We start from the raw sequence: 16,810 nt of genomic DNA, 5'->3' as shown, positions 1-16,810 counted from the left end.
GATATTTCATGTACTTATTGCGATTAAAAAGAACAAAAAAAGGACGCTGATTCAGCGTCCTTTTTCGTTTTATTTCTTATTACTTGCCTGCTTATCGAGTTGCGGCAAGGCTTTGGGTATTGCCCACTTCTGGCGTTTTGGCTTCAGTGCTTGTATCCCTTTCCAAAGCGCATTCATCAAGCTTGCGTCCTCTTGCCCCTCATGTAGGCGCTGTGAACGCTTCTGCCAAACGTCAGAGTCATTGGCTTTACTCATTTCAAGACCACCCGTGTTGCTTCTCAGCTGCTTATACAAGCTTGCTCGAGCAGCGCCCCATCGATTCGCTTTCACCATTCGTCTGAACACTAACCATGGCGGCGTAGGACAAGAACGATAATAACGGTGAATGCTCAAGGCGGCGATAACGAGAACAAATAGCGTCACTGCGCTGCCAATCAACCAGCCCGAATAAGCTCTAACAAACGATTTGAATGTATGCTTGGCTTTGAAGGTCTTACCCTCAATCACCACCGTTTCCAGCTCTTTACTCTTACTATTCCACCATTGGAACTTGTGTTCAGGCAAAGTGAACTCACCGCCCTGTTGGATCACATACACGCTTTCTTCTATTCGACTCGATTGGTAATCGCCACGCGTTTGCTTATCGTCTAAGCGGTTTGGTTGAGGGTATGCTTGATAACTGGCAGTAGAATCATTGGATAACAAGTCTGGAAGCAACACTGACAAACTGTCTTGTGCATTAATCGTAATAGTGCGAGTGATTGCATCACCGACTTTCAATTCATCGTTAGACGTTGTCCATTTCTGATCCACACTCACCTTAGTCGCGGTAAACCATGCAGACTCATCACTGAGCAAACCAGAAGGCATAGACGCTTCGAACTTAATTGGCTGCGTATAAAGCGTACCAGCCACTTTCGAACCATCAGGCGCAGAGACTTGCACACCAACGGCGACCGGTGGAATCACAAATTGTCCCGAGGCTTGCGGATACAAGGTTATTTCCCAACGCTGACGAGACCACGTTTGCCCCCCTTTACGCTCGGTATAGTTAGTTGCTAATTGGTTACGCTGCTTCGCAATCACGTTAGGGATTTCTACGCTGCCAATGCGTGTACCACCGGTGAACCAGCGAGGCGTTGCTACTTCGATGTACAAGATCACCTGCTCATTCACACTGAACTTAGGTGCTTCCTTCGTATCGGCCCCTGCTCCCTGCTTACCAACCCATGCTAACAATTCAACATCATTGCTGCGCTGCAAGTCTTGAATGTCTTGCGCGTTCGCCAAACCAGTAAAATGCAAAGTAAACACCATCAAGATAGTGGTTAGACGCCCAACCACGGAGTCAGCGCCAAGTTTGAATTCATTCATCATTGTGCTTGCTCCTCTTCTTGTTGCGGTTCTGACTTCGGTTCCGTTTTCAAGGGTTCACGCAGTTGAATTTGGAATTTAGCGCGCAAGAAGTACTTAGGATCGGCCTCTACGCGTTTTAACCACTTATCCGCCAGTTCTTGGCTGCCAAGGATTTCGTTCGCATTGAGTTTCTCTTTCAGCATTAATTCAGCCGCGGTTTTTTCGTCTGCCCCATCTGCCGTTTGCGGGTTGTCACCCAGTTCAAACGACTCTTCGGGTCCGTCTGTTGTCCCCGCTTGGCTTTCACTGGTACGGTTAATCTCTTCGACAATGCCACCAATGACTTTTAGGTTGTGCTCGACGTCTGGTCGTAATTGCTCACTCAAGGTGTCTTTGTCTGCCAGTGTTTGCAACAAATTACGTGCGGCCAAATACTCACGTTGACGCGCCAACGCACTCGCAGCGTTGTATAAGCCATAGTCTTTTACCGCATCTGATGGGTCGTTTTGCATCTCCAAGAAAGCGGTATGAGCCAGTTTGTATTCGCCTGCGTAATAATAAGCTGTCCCTTTACGCAACGGATCCGTAAAGTGCTTTGCTGCCTCAAGGTATTCGTTTTTGTTGAACAAACGCTGTCCTTGTTGATTTGGCGTGAGCCATAAATCCCACCACCATTGAGACGCTTTATCCCAGACGGTTACCTCTTGCACCACTTCAGGCTTATCCGCTTTGAGCGAGACGGTTTCCGCCATTGCTTTTGGCGTCATAAACAAAGACGTTGATACCATAGCCACCACACACCATTGCACTAGCCAGCCTTTGCGGAACCAAAGCATCATAATGAGAGCAATTGGGAACAGCAGTTGATAGCCCATATCTTTCCAAGGCATGGATGATTCGCCATTGAGTTGCATGTTTCGCTCAACAAAACGATTCAGCTTCTCTATGTCGCTGTTGTCGACCGTCACTTCCACAAGGCGTCCACCCGTCGCACTGGCAAGATTATTTAACGAGTCCAAATCGACCGGGTTGTTAGAAACAATGTCCGAGTTGCCCGCAGCCAAGATAAGCAATTGATAAGGCTTGTCTGCAAAGTAGTTTTTGTAAGCGGTAATGGTTGCCGGATTGACGCCATCCGTAACCAACAGGACCGTAGAACCCGGTTGGCCTTGTAATTGTTGGTCAATCAAAGGCAACGCCGTTTCAGCAAGTTTACCTTCAACTGGCATGATTTCTGGCGTTATCGCCGCTAGAAACGGTTCGAATACTTTGCTGTCCTGCGTCACAGGCATCGCGACATGAGCAGAGCCCGCATACACAACCAACCCAGTGCTGCCACCTTTTCTTGCTGCCAATAGGTCACGGATCTTTTGCTTTGAGCGTTCCAAACGGCTTGGAGGAAGGTCTTTTTGCAACATTGAATCGTTGTTGTCTAATACCACCAGCATGGAGGCTTTATCCTCGCCAAATGGAGAAGCTTGGCGCTCCCAAGAAGGTCCGGCACAGATGATGATGGCAATCGCTACTATCACCATAAGCAGCTTGAGTGGCAGTTGTTTTCGCCAACCATAGTCGCCAATCGTTAGTGCTTTACGTAAATGCTCAGGAAGAATGTCTTTCCAGCTTGGTTTGGATTCTTCTCGCCATCTTAACCAAAGCAAAAGAAACATTGGGATGAACGCCAATAGCCACATTGGACGAATGAAATGGAACTGTGTGACAAACTGCTCTAGTCCCATGCTAGAGAAAGGAGAATCAAACATGGCGCTCTCCTTCTATGTTGTCTGCTTGTGCAGAACCTTCACTGTTAACGGATAGTCGACGACGCTTAAATGTAGCCAACGAGAACGCGGTTAAATACATCGCAACCACCAAAGCCATTAAGTAATGATGCAAACTTTGCTTAGGACGGTAAGTGGTACTTTCATAAAGCTGGGGCTCTAACTTACCAATATCATCATAGGCTTTAGCAAGTTCGTCACGGTTGAGCGCTTCAAACGCCTCACCACCGGACTCTTTCGCAATACGTTTGATCGTATTCATATCTAGTGCAGTTTCACCCACGGTTTGTGGATCACCCATTGCAATCACGTGGATGCGTACATCTTTGGCTTTCGCGACTTTCGCCGCATCAATCGGTTCAACGAAGCTTCCGGTATCATTACCATCCGTTAGAACAATGGCGACTTTCTCTTTGCTCTCTTCTACGTCGGTACGCGACTTTTCACTTTGCTCAAACACCTTAATCGCCAAACCAATTGCATCACCTAAGTGAGTGCTTTGCCCTGCCATCGCCACATCCGTTTGGTTAAGCAGCTCTAACCACACTTTTTGATCGGGCGTGAAAGGGGTTTGAACAAATGCCGCATCGCCAAACAAGATTAACCCTAAGCGGTCGCCTTTGCGCGTTTTGGCAAAGTCACTCAATACTTCTTTGGCTGCATCGAGACGAGAGATCTTTTCACCGGTTGTGGATGTGAAGTCTTGCTCTGCCATTGAGCCAGACAAATCGACGACGACCATAACATCGCGGCCTAAGCTTTCACGCACCTGTGGCTCGCCAAGTACTGTCGGCTTTGCCATTGCGGTCACGACCAAAAGCCAAGAGATGATGAGCGTTGCGCGCTGCCACCAGCTAGGAGTGAGTTGGCTTGCGCCTTCTGACGGCGTTTCACCAATCGCATCAACAAGCTGACTAAAGAACGGCACTTTGATGGCCATTTGTTTGGTGCGGTAAGCTGGGACGAGGAAATACACTACCAAAGGCAGCGGCAAGATGATGAACCAAAGCGGATGCTCAAACTCAAAACTGCTCATGCCAAGCCATGAAGCAAGAAGATCACCCATGGCGACCTCCTTTTAATGCACGCGCTTTGTAGGCAAGCGTGCGCTTTTCAATGTTGTGAGCGTTCTCATCGTGCTCTTTCACCCACTCAGTTGCACGTTCAAAAAGTTGTAAACGCTCTGTTTTTTCCAGTTCAACACTTGGGTCAACGATACTTTGCAGCCATCGCTTAGATACTTCATCATCAAACAATTTGTGCTTGGGGTTAAGCTCATCTAACTTGCGCAGGAACGCGGTATCAAACAAGCGAGCATGAGAGCTATCAAGATGGATTAAGACGATTTTCAGAATCGAGAACAGCGTTTTCGGCATGCTGGCGTCATCTGGTGTTAAACGAGAAATCGCTTCAATAGCTTCTTTACGGTAACGGTTATCCCACCAGTGGTGTGCCAGTCGGTAGCCGACATACATGAGTACAATCGCACCCACAATTGCAAGGATCTTCCAACCAATGGTTTGTGGCACCCAGCTTACGCTTTCTGGCACCGCGACGTCATGCAGCTCACGCAGAATATACGTGCTTGGAGGCGTGTGTAAGTCTGTCATTTATCGGCCTCCAACGAGTTTTTGGAATTGAGTAATGTGGTCACCTGTTGTGTCGATTTCGATATGAGGCAGCTTTTTGATTGCCATGAGTTGCGCCAGTGATTGACGTTTTAACTGCGCTTTCTCAACCAAACTGGCACTGGCGGCATCGACTTTGGCTTTGCTGTCTAAGTTGAGCTGGTAACGACCATCACCAATAACCCATTTCACTTTCGCCAAATTTTGCGGAAGCGACTGCTCTAGAGGATCGCTTACCATCACCGCTAACACGTCATTATGCTGTTGAAGCTGCTTAAGGTGATCAAGGTGGTGCTCTTCGCAATCGCGCCAATCACTGATGAAAATCAGCGTGGATTGTTTTAGCTTCATCCGTTTAATGAGCTCAATCCATTTACTGAACGTCACTTTGTCTGAATCTAACGAGTCCACATTTAAGCGCTGGTTGGCCTGAGAGAGTCGCTTCAGTTGAGCGAGCAAATCGTTTTGCGAACGCTGGGCTTTGCTGTGGTATAGAGCAGAGTCAGAGGCGATAACAAATCCGACTCGGTCACCGTCTTTCAATACTCGCCAACCACACATAGCCGCGACCTCAGCAGCGACTACAGATTTCATGACCTCGGTAGAGGCAAAAAACATCGCACTGCGCTGATCAACACAAACAATCACATTGCGGTCTTTTTCTTCGGTGTAACTGCGCACATGAGGCTTGCCCGTGCGCATAGTGACTTTCCAATCTAGGTTTCGGATGTCGTCCCCTAGCTGGTAGTGACGCAGTTCTTCAAAGTTCAAACCACGTCCGCGGAATAATGAGTTATGACGACCAGAAAGCACACTGCCCGCTTTCAAGTGAGGCAGCAGGCTGAAGGATTCGGCTTGCGCTTGTAAACGTACTAAGCGTGAGTAATCGCAATACAAGCGAGGATCGAGCCCTTGGGATTGAGGAGCAAGCGTTGGCTTTGCCATAGTCCCTCCTGCTTATCCGATTTCTACACAATCAAGCAACTCTTGCACCACTCGCTGGTGATCGACACCATCGGCAAGTGCATCGTAAGAAAGTGAGAAGCGATGTCCCAGCACCGATGGCACCATTGCACGCACGTCATCAGGCGTGACGTGGTCACGGCCTTGCAACCAAGCATAAGCTCGCGCACATTTGTCTAACGAGATAGATGCACGAGGACTCGCACCGATTTCGATCCATTTTTGTAGTTGGGAATCGGCGTAACGCTCTGGTTTACGTGTCGCCATTACCAACGCTACGATGTAGCTTTCGACTAATTCAGACACGGCTATAGAAGGAAGTTGGCGACGCGCTTCAATCACTAATTCAGGCTCGATGTGTTTTGGCGTCACTAGCTCATTACTGGTTTCTGAACCCAGCTCTTCACTGCGTACCAGACGAATGATATCGCGCTCGGCTTCATCTTCTGGGTAATCAACAGTCACTTTCATGATAAAACGGTCCATCTGCGCTTCTGGCAATGGATACGTCCCCTCTTGCTCCACAGGGTTTTGCGTTGCAAGCACCATGAACAACTCAGGCAAGACGTGCGTCTTATCACCCACCGTAATCGTACCTTCTGCCATTGCTTCTAGCAGTGCGGCTTGTACTTTTGCTGGCGCACGGTTTACCTCATCCGCCAACACAATGCTGTTGAAGATTGGTCCCGGTTGGAAGTGCAACTGAGGCTTACCATCCAGCTCTTGATACACTTCGGTACCTGTTACGTCAGAAGGTAATAAGTCGGGGGTAAACTGAATACGACCAAAGCTGGTGTTAAGAAGGTTGGCAAGTGACTTCACCGAGCGCGTTTTTGCCGTTCCCGGTAAACCCTCTAAAAGTACGTGACCATTGGTCAGTAACCCTATCACCAAAGCCTGAACCACATGGCTTTGTCCAATGACGCTTTTTTCAGTTTGTTCGATTAATTCATTAATGGCTTGTTGTGCGTGGTTCATAGTCTACCTATTGAGTTTACGGGAGCCTGAGCGTTAAAAGTTGAGTATAAGACTGAAAGTAATAACTAAAGGTTATATTCGCTATATTCACCTGAGTTGTAAGACTTTATTAACCTTGATATGCCAACCAGAATTGGCAGCGAATGGTCAAAGAACATTTTTATTCCCGGACACAAGTAGTTTAGACCAGCCTCACCATTCGGCGCGTTAAGTAGCCGATTTTTTGGGCATTCTCCCCAGCAATACTGCAAATATGGGCAATCAAGGCAGTATTGCGGCAAAGAAGACTTTTTCGCCATGCCAAAGCTATATTGACGAGTTGAGATTGCAATTTCATTCAGAGATCGGTCATGAATGTTAGCCAGTTGGTATTCCGGATAAACGTAGTGATCACAGCTAAACACATCCCCATTGTGTTCAATCGCTAGGCCTTTGCCGCAGAACTCTGCGCTAACACACAACTGCGAAGGCATCCCCATTACTTGCGCGACAGCGGTTTCGAAAAGGTTGACCAAGACTCTGCCAAGATCGTTGTTCACCCATTCTTCAAATACAGCAATCAAAAACTCGCCCCACTCTTCTGCATCGACCGACCAGCCCGTAACCACTGACATCAAATGTCCCGGCTTTGCTAATTCGCTGCCAAGTTTTGGAGACATGTTTTCTTTCCAGAAATGGGGAGCGGTTAGAGTGAAAGACCGAGGTTCAACACAAGGTGTGAATTGGATATAAGTGACGCTGAGTTCTTGAGTGAGGAAGCGATACACTTCGAGCGGATATTTGGCGTTAAAGCGGTTTACTGTCACCAACGCATTGAATGACACATTATAACGCTTCATCAGATCAACGGCTTGCATGACGCGTTGAAAGGTCGGTTTTCCACTTCGGGTTTTGCGGTATTTATCGTGGATAAATTCAGGACCATCTATCGATAAACCAACTAGAAACCCGTGGTCATGCAGAAACTGACACCAAGCCTCGTTTAACAATAGGCCATTGGTTTGAAGGTCGTTTTCGATGCGAACACCTTGTTTAGCGTATTTGTTTTGCAGTTCGACAACCTTCTTGAAGTAATCCAACCCCAACAGTGTTGGTTCACCACCCTGCCAAGAAAACACAACCTCCTCACCATCTTGGCTTTCGATATAGCTCTTTATGAATGCCTCAAGTGTTGCATCGTCCATTTTTGGTTGAGTGCCTTGATTGAGTAATTCATCTTTGTGCAGATAAAAACAGTACTGACAATCGATATTGCATTTTGCCCCGCCCGGTTTCGCCATCACGTGAAAACGTCGTTCGACTTTATCACTATTAGATACAAACGCCGTTTTTAGGGGAGTTAATGCCATTTGAGTAGTATGAATGTGAGTTTGTTTTTTCATAAAGAACGATCTCGAAAGCAGAAGAAAGTCAGCGCCCAAGTTGGGCGCTGTATTTAAGGACAATAACTAGGGTCTATAGACCTATGGACAAAACGTTATTTCGGAACAAATGAGCCCGGAGCCATACGAGGCGGGTATTCGTTGAAGGTTTCCATGACCTCTTTTACTTTTTCAACTGCAGGCATCATCAAGAATGAACGTTCGTACATCCAACGGTCGTAACCCATACCAGTATCGCCACGCTCAAATGGGTCGATACTCAAATCATAGATTTGTGGTACACGGAGTTTGGTAAATGGTTTCTTCCAGATATCCAAACCGGTTTCGTTTTCTTGGATCATAAAGTGGTATTTGTATTTACCGTAGCGCAGAGCCAGTAAATCGCCGTCATCACTCCAGTAAACAAACTCGTTACGAGCAGACTTGTCTGTTTTACCCGTTAGGTATGGCAGTTGGTTGTAACCGTCTAAGTGAACGTTGTAGTTCATATCGCCCACTTTCTTGCCTTTCAACAGCTCTTCTTTGACGTTGCTGTTGCCCGCAGCTGCCACCAATGTTGGTAAGAAATCTTCCAAAGACATGATGCCGTTAAACGTCGTGCCCGCTTGGATATGACCTGGCCACTTAATTACCGCAGGAACGCGGAAGCCACCTTCCCAGCCAGTGTTTTTCTCACTACGGAATGGCGTCATACCCGCGTCAGGCCACAAGTTGATCATTGGGCCATTATCTGTGGTGTAAACAATGATGGTGTTGTCATCGACGCCAAGCTCTTTAATCTTATTGAGCAAGTGACCAATTTGATCATCGTGCTGCTTCACACCATCGGCGTAGAAACCTGCGCCTGTTTTACCTTTGTACTCGTCTGGAACGTGCGTGAAGTTGTGCATACGCGTGGTGTTAAACCACGTAAAGAATGGCTTGTCGGCTTTGACTTGTTTCTCGATAAACTTCTCAGCTTCATCTAGGAACTCGTCATCAACCGTTTCCATGCGTTTGCGCGTCAATGGACCCGTGTCTTCAATCTTGCCATCCGCATAAGAATGGATCACACCACGAGGTCCGAACTTCTTCTTGAATTCAGGATCTTGTGGGTAGTCTACGTTCTCCGGCTCTTCTTCCGCATTTAAGTGGTAAAGATTACCAAAGAACTCGTCGAAACCGTGGTTGGTCGGCAAGTGTTCATCGCGGTCGCCAAGGTGGTTTTTACCAAATTGGCCCGTTGCGTAACCAAGGTCACGTAGCAATGTCGCAATAGTTGGATCTTTCTCAGAAATCCCTTCTTTCGCTCCTGGCAAACCTACCTTAGACAAGCCCGTACGTTTTGGCATTTGTCCCGTGATGAACGCAGAGCGACCTGCGGTTGAGCTTTGCTGAGCGTAGAAGTTGGTAAACTTAGCACCGTCTCTTGCAATGCTATCAATATTTGGTGTGCTGTAAGCCAGCATGCCACCGTTGTATGCACTCAAGTTCCAGTAACCGACATCGTCACCAAAGATAACGAGAATGTTAGGCTGTTCTGCCGAGTAAGCGGTCGCTGATGCCGCTCCGATCGCAAGCGTACAAGCGTTTAATACCAGCTTCTTGACGCGTTTTTTATCGTGGTTTGCCATAAAAGGGCTCCATAAATCCGTTGCTGCGAATCTTGGTAGAAATCAGATACCAAGATTTGATTAAGATAAAACTTGTTATTTGACGGATAAATAGAGTTCAGATACGTTGATATATAAATTTAGTTTATGGGTAACAAGATGGACTTAAACTTGATTCAAACTTTTTTGGTGGTCGCTGAGTATCAGTCCTACACCAAAGCGGCCGACTATTTAGGCCTTACGCAACCTGCGGTGAGCGCTTCGATTAAACGGCTCGAACAAGTGGTAGGAAAACAGCTTTTCGTCAAACAAGGACGAGGGATCGCACCCACTTCAACCGCGTATCAACTCATGCCGCAGTTTCGTCAGGCAGTGAGCATCGTAGACAACGCCATTTCAGAAAGAACCACTTTTCAAGTCTGCTGCTCAGAAACCTTACTCCACAGTTTAAATCCGATTGAAAACGTTGTTTTCCACGAGTCTCCACCGGAAAAGTACTTGTTGTTTGAACAAATTCGACAGCAAAAAATGGATTTAGTGATTGATACCATTATCACCAAAGACTCCTCTTTCGTGATAGAAAACGCCTACGATGAACCCGCAATGATCATCTGTCGTCAAAGTCATCCAAGAATCCAAGGGACACTGAGCCGAGATGATTTTTATCGTGAAACTCACTGTATATTTTCAGGCAAGTGGAACAACACTTCTGGCTTCGAGCAACTGGCAAAAGAGCCGATTCAGGAGCGAAATGTAGAGATCGTAACGTCATCTTTGGCGGGGATGGCAATGTATGTTGCACAACGAGATTGTCTAGGCGTTGTTTCTCGATCGTTTGCGATGAAATGGAGTAAGGCACTCAAGTTACAGATCCTTGAATGCCCGATTGAAATCGACCGTATCCCCTATAAATTCGTTTATCATAAGCGTGATGAGCACAATCCCGCTCATCAGCGCTTAAGGGAACAGGTCAAGCAACAACTTGAGTTTGCCCATGCCGCTCCTATTGATTTATAGAGGCTCTTAAACGCTGAATCACATCAGCTGGCGCAAACTCTCCTAGTTGCTTCAAACACTGCTCAAAAGCAAATGCAACAGAGCCATCTTTGTAGTTTCTAGCCAGCACCTCACATTCCGCAAACAAGTGCTGTGGGTTGCCTCCCACTTTGTAAGCGGTGTTCAACGCTTTACTGGCCGCAAGCACGTCTGATTTCTCCAGAGCGAGCCCATAAACATACCAATACTGTGGGTTTCGCTCTGCGGTTTCCGCCGCTTGTTTTAAGTATTGGTTGGCTTTCACACTGTCACCCACTCGCAACCAAGCTAAACCCGCACTGTATGGCAAAGCACTCGATTTCGGCTGAGCTTCAATCCCTGCCATCAAGGTTTCTAATGCTTTTTTGTCGTTGCCCTGTGCACGATACAAATCGGCTAAGTTTGCATAGCTGTTCTCGAAATAAGGTTCTATTTCAATCGCCTTTTGGTAAGACGCAATGGCTTTGTCTGTTTCGCCAAGGTCTCGATAGACATTCGCTAGGTTCGTTCGCCCAAAGCCTCGGTCAGCATTAAAGCGTTGGATTGCCATGTAGTCTTCCAATGGCTGTTTAATCTTGTCACGTTGCAGAGGATTCATTTCCGGATAATGGCGAACCAGTGCGCCTGCGGCTTCTGCACGTACAGATAAGACTGGGTCGTTCAATAATGGTTCGAGGATTTGCCAGCGGTCACTGAACTCATAACTAGAAGACCCAGCAACAGCCCCGAGGCGAATCATGTCACTTTCATGCTTCACCGCGCGAGCTAGAGATACCAAGGTATTTTGACCGGTATTGCCCCCCATACGCTCCAGCGCGGAGGCACGAATAATGTCACTCAACGATGAGTCTTGAGCAGAATACGCTAACGCATCAGGCGCACCACGATGACCAATAGAATCGGCGTAGAATGCCACGGCAAAGTGTTGTTGATTGCGGTATTTCGAATTCGGGAACCACTCACCTATTTTCTGATCTGCCCACTGATTGGTTGCGTCTTCATGACATGATGTACAGACGTTTGGCGTATTGATGTGTTGGCTTAGATCCGGACGTGGCACATGCCAACTGTGGTCACGACGCGGGTCGACTTGCATGTAAGTCGTTTCAGGCATGTGGCAAGTGGTGCATTTGGACGCCTCGGTATTTGCCTCATGGAAGGTGTGATTCTCCGGCATGTAGTCAGACGCAATATGGCACTGAGCACAAACCGCTTCCTCAGGGATTTTTAACTCTGCGGTATGAGGATCGTGACAGTTGGTACAGGTTACGCCTTTCTCTGCCATGGTTGACTGTAAAAATGAGCCATAAACGTAATCTTCATCGTAGATTTGACCATCGTGATAATAGAGCTCCGGTGTAATTAAGCTGAGGCGGTATTTATCTAGGAAGGAGCCTTTAACGTGGTCTGCGCTTTCATTTAACTGTGTACGACGGCTATGGCACTGCGCACAGGTTTGTACTTGATGAGTCATCGCGATTTCTTTTGGTTGGAGCGTGCTGTGCCCTTCTTCGTAGACCCACTCTTTTACTGCCATACCTAAATCTCGATCAAAGCCATAATGGTTCGCTGAGGTGATGGTATTCCCTGATTTTTCCGCTTGTTTGGCAAGTTCTACGTGTTCACTGGCTGGGCCATGACATGCTTCGCAACCGACATTGATTTCTGACCATGTTGTTGAATACGTATTGGCAGTTGCATCGTAGTTTTTTTCTAGATTGGTTGAATGGCAATCAGCACACATGAAGTTCCAATTCTGACCCGTGTTCGTCCAGTAAAACTCATCTTTGGGGGTGGTGTCGGGATAAAGATGGAACCAGCGCTGTCCGCCTTCTTGCTTGGCTCTCGAATCCCAAGCGAAAGGAATTAACTGCACACGCCCGTCTTCAAATTCCACCATGTATTGTTGAAGCGGCTCCCACGCAAAGGTGTAGCTGATTTTGTAATCATGCCACTCACCATCAGGCCCTTGGATATTGACCCAATATTCACTCCCTTTTCGATAGAAGCGATTTGGCTTACCTTCAAAAGTGAATGTGTGGTCATCGAAATCACCGAGAACAGATTCCGCATCGGCATGACGCATCGCCATATCGTGATGAGAACCTTGCCACGCTTCGGTTTCTTTCTTGTGGCAATCAATACACGCTTCGCTGCCTACGTAAGTTTGCGTTGAAGAATTGATTGATTGTGGTGCGACCGACACGGTTTCTTGTGCAGAAGCTGGCCGTTTAGATACTGTTTCCTGTGCAAACAGAGAAAAACTGACGAGCGCTGCTAGGCCGATCAAAGCCTGCTTCCAACTTGCCCACTGAGTCATAACTGTCCTTGTGTGTGATTCTTTTTATTCTCTAATCAAAGATAGAAGTGTTTTTCCTTTTTAGACAAGCAATTACATGCGTTTTAAGAAAAAATTAAACACAGTGCAAAAAAAGAGGCTCCGAAGAGCCCCACATTTGGTTGCAATCAATTTATTTGTTGTGACTTTCCTGCAACTTCTCCATCACTTGATCAAGTGAGAAGCTTGCTGCTTTTTGTCGCGGTGGAAATTCTTCGAACGTTGCCAAGAATTTACCTACATAAGCCTGTGCTGGAACCAGCATGTATGCGTGGTCAATCAGCCAGTCGTAATAAGTGTTAGACGTAATGTCCGCCACTTCGTATGGGTCCATGCGTAGGTTGAAGATCTTAGGCACACGTAATGGCGTAAACGGTTCAGCCCAGATACGTAGTGTGCCTTTTGCGCGCTGCTCTAGGAATACGATCTTCCAGTTGCGGAAGCGAAGTGAACTCAAATCACCATCATCAGTGAAGTAGAAGATCTCTTCACGTGGGCCTTTCTCTTCTTTACCAGTTAGGTAAGGCAAGAAGTTGTAACCATCGAGATGATTCTTAAATGTCTTATCACCCGCCGTGTAGCCTTTCAGCAGCTTCTCTTTGATTTGGTCATCACCAGCCGCCGCCACCAAGGTTGGCATCCAGTCCATGTGGTGCATAATTTCGTTAGAAACGCTGCCCGCTTCAATCTTACCCGGCCAACGTACCATTGCAGGAACACGGAACGCACCTTCCCAGTTGGTGTTCTTCTCACCACGGAATGGGGTTGTACCCGCATCTGGCCAAGAGTTCATGTGCGGGCCGTTATCGGTTGAGTAAAATACGATGGTGTTGTCTTTGATGCCCAAGTCATCCACTTTTTTCAGCAGCTCGCCTACTTGGTTATCGTGTTCTACCATACCGTCGGCATAAAAACTGATGCCAGTTTTGCCCAAGTTTTCTTCTTTCACGTGTGTGCGGAAGTGCATGCGTGTTGCGTTCCACCAGACAAAGAAAGGCTTGTCAGCCTTCACTGCTCGATCCATAAAATCAAGCGCCGCATCTAACGTTTCTCCATCCACCGTTTCCATACGCTTGCGCGTTAGAGGACCGGTATCTTCGATTTTGCCGTCAGCAAAGGACTTAATAACCCCACGAGGACCGAATTTCTTACGGAATTCTGGATCTTTCGGGTAGTCCACATTCTCAGGTTCTTCCTCGGCGTTCAAATGGTAAAGGTTGCCAAAAAATTCGTCGAAGCCGTGATTGGTTGGAAGGTGTTCGTCTTTATCGCCAAGGTGGTTTTTACCAAACTGACCTGTCATATAGCCCAGTGGTTTAAGCATTTCTGCAATCGTTGCATCTTCTGCCTGAAGACCCAAATCAGCCCCCGGAAGGCCAACCTTACTCAAGCCCGTTCTCAATACCGTTTGTCCGGTAATGAAGGTAGAACGGCCTGCAGTACAAGATTGCTCGCCATAGTAGTCGGTGAACATCATGCCTTCTTTCGCAATGCTATCGATGTTCGGTGTTTTGTATCCCATTAAGCCAAATGTGTAAGCACTGATATTAGATTGACCGATATCATCGCCCCAAATGACCAGAATATTCGGTTTCTCTGCTGCGATACTGCTACTTGTCACGCCGATAAAAGCAGCGGCAAGAATCGCTAATCGGCGTTTCACGCCATAATTCGCTGTCATATAAACCTCTGTATGTAATAGAAAAGTGCATCCTGCACACAAACGTATAGCTCACAAAACAGACTAATGCGAATCAAATAGCATAATTATACTTTGGTTAAAACTAAGGTCTTATATCCCTATTTAGAAAGCGGATTAACGTGACCTAAGTCTCGCTTCAGTTTTCCCCACAAATTCTAAGGTCGAAACAATCAACAGATAAAACAACAAGTTATTTCTCTACATAACTTATGGTTATAAACACTATAAAGCGACATTCTTCAATTGCATCATTAACTTATTAGCCAACGAAGCATGGGCGGTACCTAGGCTTCTTTTCCAACTTACAACCAATTTGGAGTTTTTATGGCTAACCAAATGAGCAAGCTGGCTGTCGGTCTCGGCGTACTGGCAACCTCAAGCGCAGCAGTGGCAGCAGACAAACCAAACATCCTAGCGATCTTTGGTGATGATGTTGGTTACTGGAACATCAGTGCATACAACCAAGGTATGATGGGTTACGAAACCCCGAATATCGACCGTATTGCAAACGAGGGTGCACTATTTACTGATCACTACGGTCAGCAATCTTGTACTGCAGGCCGTGCAGCATTTATCACAGGCCAAGAACCGTTCCGTACAGGCTTGCTTACAATCGGTATGCCAGGCTCTACTCACGGTATCCCTGATTGGGCACCGACCATTGCAGACCTGCTTAAAGGTCAAGGCTACATGACGGCTCAGTTTGGTAAGAACCACTTAGGTGACCAAGACCAACACTTGCCGACTAACCACGGTTTCGACGAGTTCTTCGGTAACCTTTATCACCTCAATGCTGAAGAAGAACCAGAAACCTACTACTACCCGAAAGATCCAGAGTTCCGTAAAAACTACGGCCCTCGTGGTGTAATCAAGTCTTTTGCTGACGGTAAGATTGAAGATACAGGCCCAATGACGCGTAAGCGTATGGAGCACGCGGATGAAGAATTCCTAGAAACATCACTGGCGTTCATGGAAAAAGCCGTGAAAGCAGACAAGCCATTCTTTATCTGGCACAACACCACTCGTATGCACGTTTGGACTCGCCTTCAGGAAAAATACCAAGGAAAATCTGGCATCAGTATCTACGCCGACGGCATGTTAGAGCATGATGATCAAGTGGGTATTCTACTGGATAAACTGGATGAGCTAGGTGTCGCAGACAACACCATCGTTATCTACTCAACCGATAACGGTGCAGAGACTGTATCGTGGCCTGACGGCGGTGCAACACCATTCCATGGTGAAAAAGGTACCACTTGGGAAGGCGGTATGCGCGTACCTCAACTTGTTCGTTGGCCTGGCGTAATCGAACCGGGTACTAAGATCAACGAAATGATGGCGCACCAAGACTGGCTACCAACTCTAATGGCTGCAGCCGGCGTTCCTGACGTGAAAGAGAAGCTAGCGAAAGGCTACAAAGCGAACGGTAAAGACTGGCGCGTACACATTGATGGTTACAACTTCATGCCTTACTTCCAAGGTAAAGAAGAGAAAGGTCCTCGTGAGTCACTGCTTTACTTCACTGCTAATGGTGAGCTAAACGCAGTTCGTTGGAACGACTGGAAACTGCACTTCGCAACCCTAGAAGGTAACATTACCGATGCAGTTCGTTTCTCTCCAAACTGGCCGAAGATCATCCATTTACGTGCTGACCCATTCGAGAAAGCACCGCACGAATCCGGTATGTACCTACGCTGGATGGCAGACAACATGTGGTTGTTCGTACCAATCCAAGACGTTCTTGGTGAGTTCTTCAAGACGCTGCCAGATTACCCAATGCAGCAAGGTCAGATGATGAACCCAGCGTCGATTAGCTACCAATCTCTTGGCCTACAAGGCAAGATGAAGCAGCTAGAGCAACTTCAGCAAGAAGTTAAAAAAATGAACTAGTTTCTTTTGCAACTACCGAAAAAGCCCACCGATTCAGGCTGTCTCTTGATCACAAGTCTAGTGATCAAGAGACATTGCGAGTTCGTAGCCTTCAAGGATGGTTTGTAGTTTAAACCACCCTTCCCAAAGCACCTTTATTGAAGCTCTACCCGTCCTCTTGGTATC

General features: G+C 47.0%; 12 protein-coding genes. 2 read left to right on the top strand and 10 right to left on the bottom strand.

Annotation, left to right across the window (positions count from 1 at the left end; all coding sequences use genetic code 11):
* Positions 1–69 precede the first annotated feature (69 nt).
* The 8 genes from ATB76_RS19765 to ATB76_RS19730 form a co-directional block, all read right to left on the bottom strand.
* Entirely contained in the window at positions 70–1,377 is a 1,308-nt protein-coding gene (locus ATB76_RS19765) for a BatD family protein (protein ID WP_061035992.1), read from the bottom strand.
* The gene (locus ATB76_RS19760; protein ID WP_061035991.1) at positions 1,374–3,119 is read right to left on the bottom strand and encodes a VWA domain-containing protein; all 1,746 of its coding nucleotides are present in this window, start codon (positions 3,117–3,119) and stop codon (positions 1,374–1,376) included. The genes ATB76_RS19765 and ATB76_RS19760 overlap by 4 nt, the downstream gene beginning before the upstream one ends.
* Positions 3,112–4,203, bottom strand: a complete 1,092-nt coding sequence (locus tag ATB76_RS19755; RefSeq protein ID WP_061035990.1) for a VWA domain-containing protein — start codon at positions 4,201–4,203, stop codon at positions 3,112–3,114. Before ATB76_RS19755 ends, ATB76_RS19760 begins: the two co-directional genes overlap by 8 nt.
* Positions 4,196–4,747 (bottom strand): DUF4381 domain-containing protein, encoded by a 552-nt coding sequence (locus ATB76_RS19750; protein WP_061035989.1) that lies wholly within the window; start codon positions 4,745–4,747, stop codon positions 4,196–4,198. Before ATB76_RS19750 ends, ATB76_RS19755 begins: the two co-directional genes overlap by 8 nt.
* Positions 4,748–5,710, bottom strand: coding sequence for a DUF58 domain-containing protein (locus ATB76_RS19745; protein WP_042606039.1), 963 nt, complete (start codon positions 5,708–5,710; stop codon positions 4,748–4,750).
* Positions 5,711–5,722: 12 nt separating this feature from the next.
* Positions 5,723–6,706: a MoxR family ATPase gene (locus tag ATB76_RS19740; protein WP_038867926.1), complete on the bottom strand. Its 984-nt coding sequence runs from the start codon at positions 6,704–6,706 to the stop codon at positions 5,723–5,725.
* Positions 6,707–6,771: 65 nt separating this feature from the next.
* Positions 6,772–8,088, bottom strand: a complete 1,317-nt coding sequence (locus tag ATB76_RS19735; RefSeq protein ID WP_061035988.1) for an anaerobic sulfatase maturase — start codon at positions 8,086–8,088, stop codon at positions 6,772–6,774.
* A gap of 95 nt (positions 8,089–8,183) precedes the next feature.
* Positions 8,184–9,701 (bottom strand): arylsulfatase, encoded by a 1,518-nt coding sequence (locus tag ATB76_RS19730; RefSeq protein ID WP_061035987.1) that lies wholly within the window; start codon positions 9,699–9,701, stop codon positions 8,184–8,186.
* A gap of 126 nt (positions 9,702–9,827) precedes the next feature.
* Here ATB76_RS19730 and ATB76_RS19725 point away from each other — a divergent pair, with 126 nt between their 5' ends.
* Positions 9,828–10,697, top strand: coding sequence for a LysR family transcriptional regulator (locus tag ATB76_RS19725; RefSeq protein ID WP_061035986.1), 870 nt, complete (start codon positions 9,828–9,830; stop codon positions 10,695–10,697).
* Here ATB76_RS19725 and ATB76_RS19720 read toward each other — a convergent pair.
* A complete protein-coding gene (locus tag ATB76_RS19720; RefSeq protein WP_061035985.1) occupies positions 10,684–13,035 on the bottom strand; it encodes a multiheme c-type cytochrome in 2,352 nt (783 codons plus the stop codon). The genes ATB76_RS19725 and ATB76_RS19720 overlap by 14 nt on opposite strands.
* Positions 13,036–13,186: 151 nt before the next feature.
* Positions 13,187–14,734 carry an arylsulfatase gene (locus tag ATB76_RS19715; RefSeq protein ID WP_061035984.1) on the bottom strand — a complete coding sequence of 516 codons (1,548 nt, stop codon included), beginning with the start codon at positions 14,732–14,734 and terminating at the stop codon, positions 13,187–13,189.
* A 345-nt stretch (positions 14,735–15,079) separates the two neighbouring features.
* Here ATB76_RS19715 and ATB76_RS19710 point away from each other — a divergent pair, with 345 nt between their 5' ends.
* Entirely contained in the window at positions 15,080–16,645 is a 1,566-nt protein-coding gene (locus ATB76_RS19710) for an arylsulfatase (protein WP_038867939.1), read from the top strand.
* Positions 16,646–16,810 lie beyond the last annotated feature (165 nt).

It is taken from the genome of Vibrio sp. MOR3 (genome assembly GCF_001557775.1).
GTDB classification, from domain to species: Bacteria; Pseudomonadota; Gammaproteobacteria; order Enterobacterales; family Vibrionaceae; genus Vibrio; species Vibrio jasicida.
Note: the sequence above shows the minus strand (reverse complement) of the source record. Positions and strands in the feature narration are given on the sequence as shown.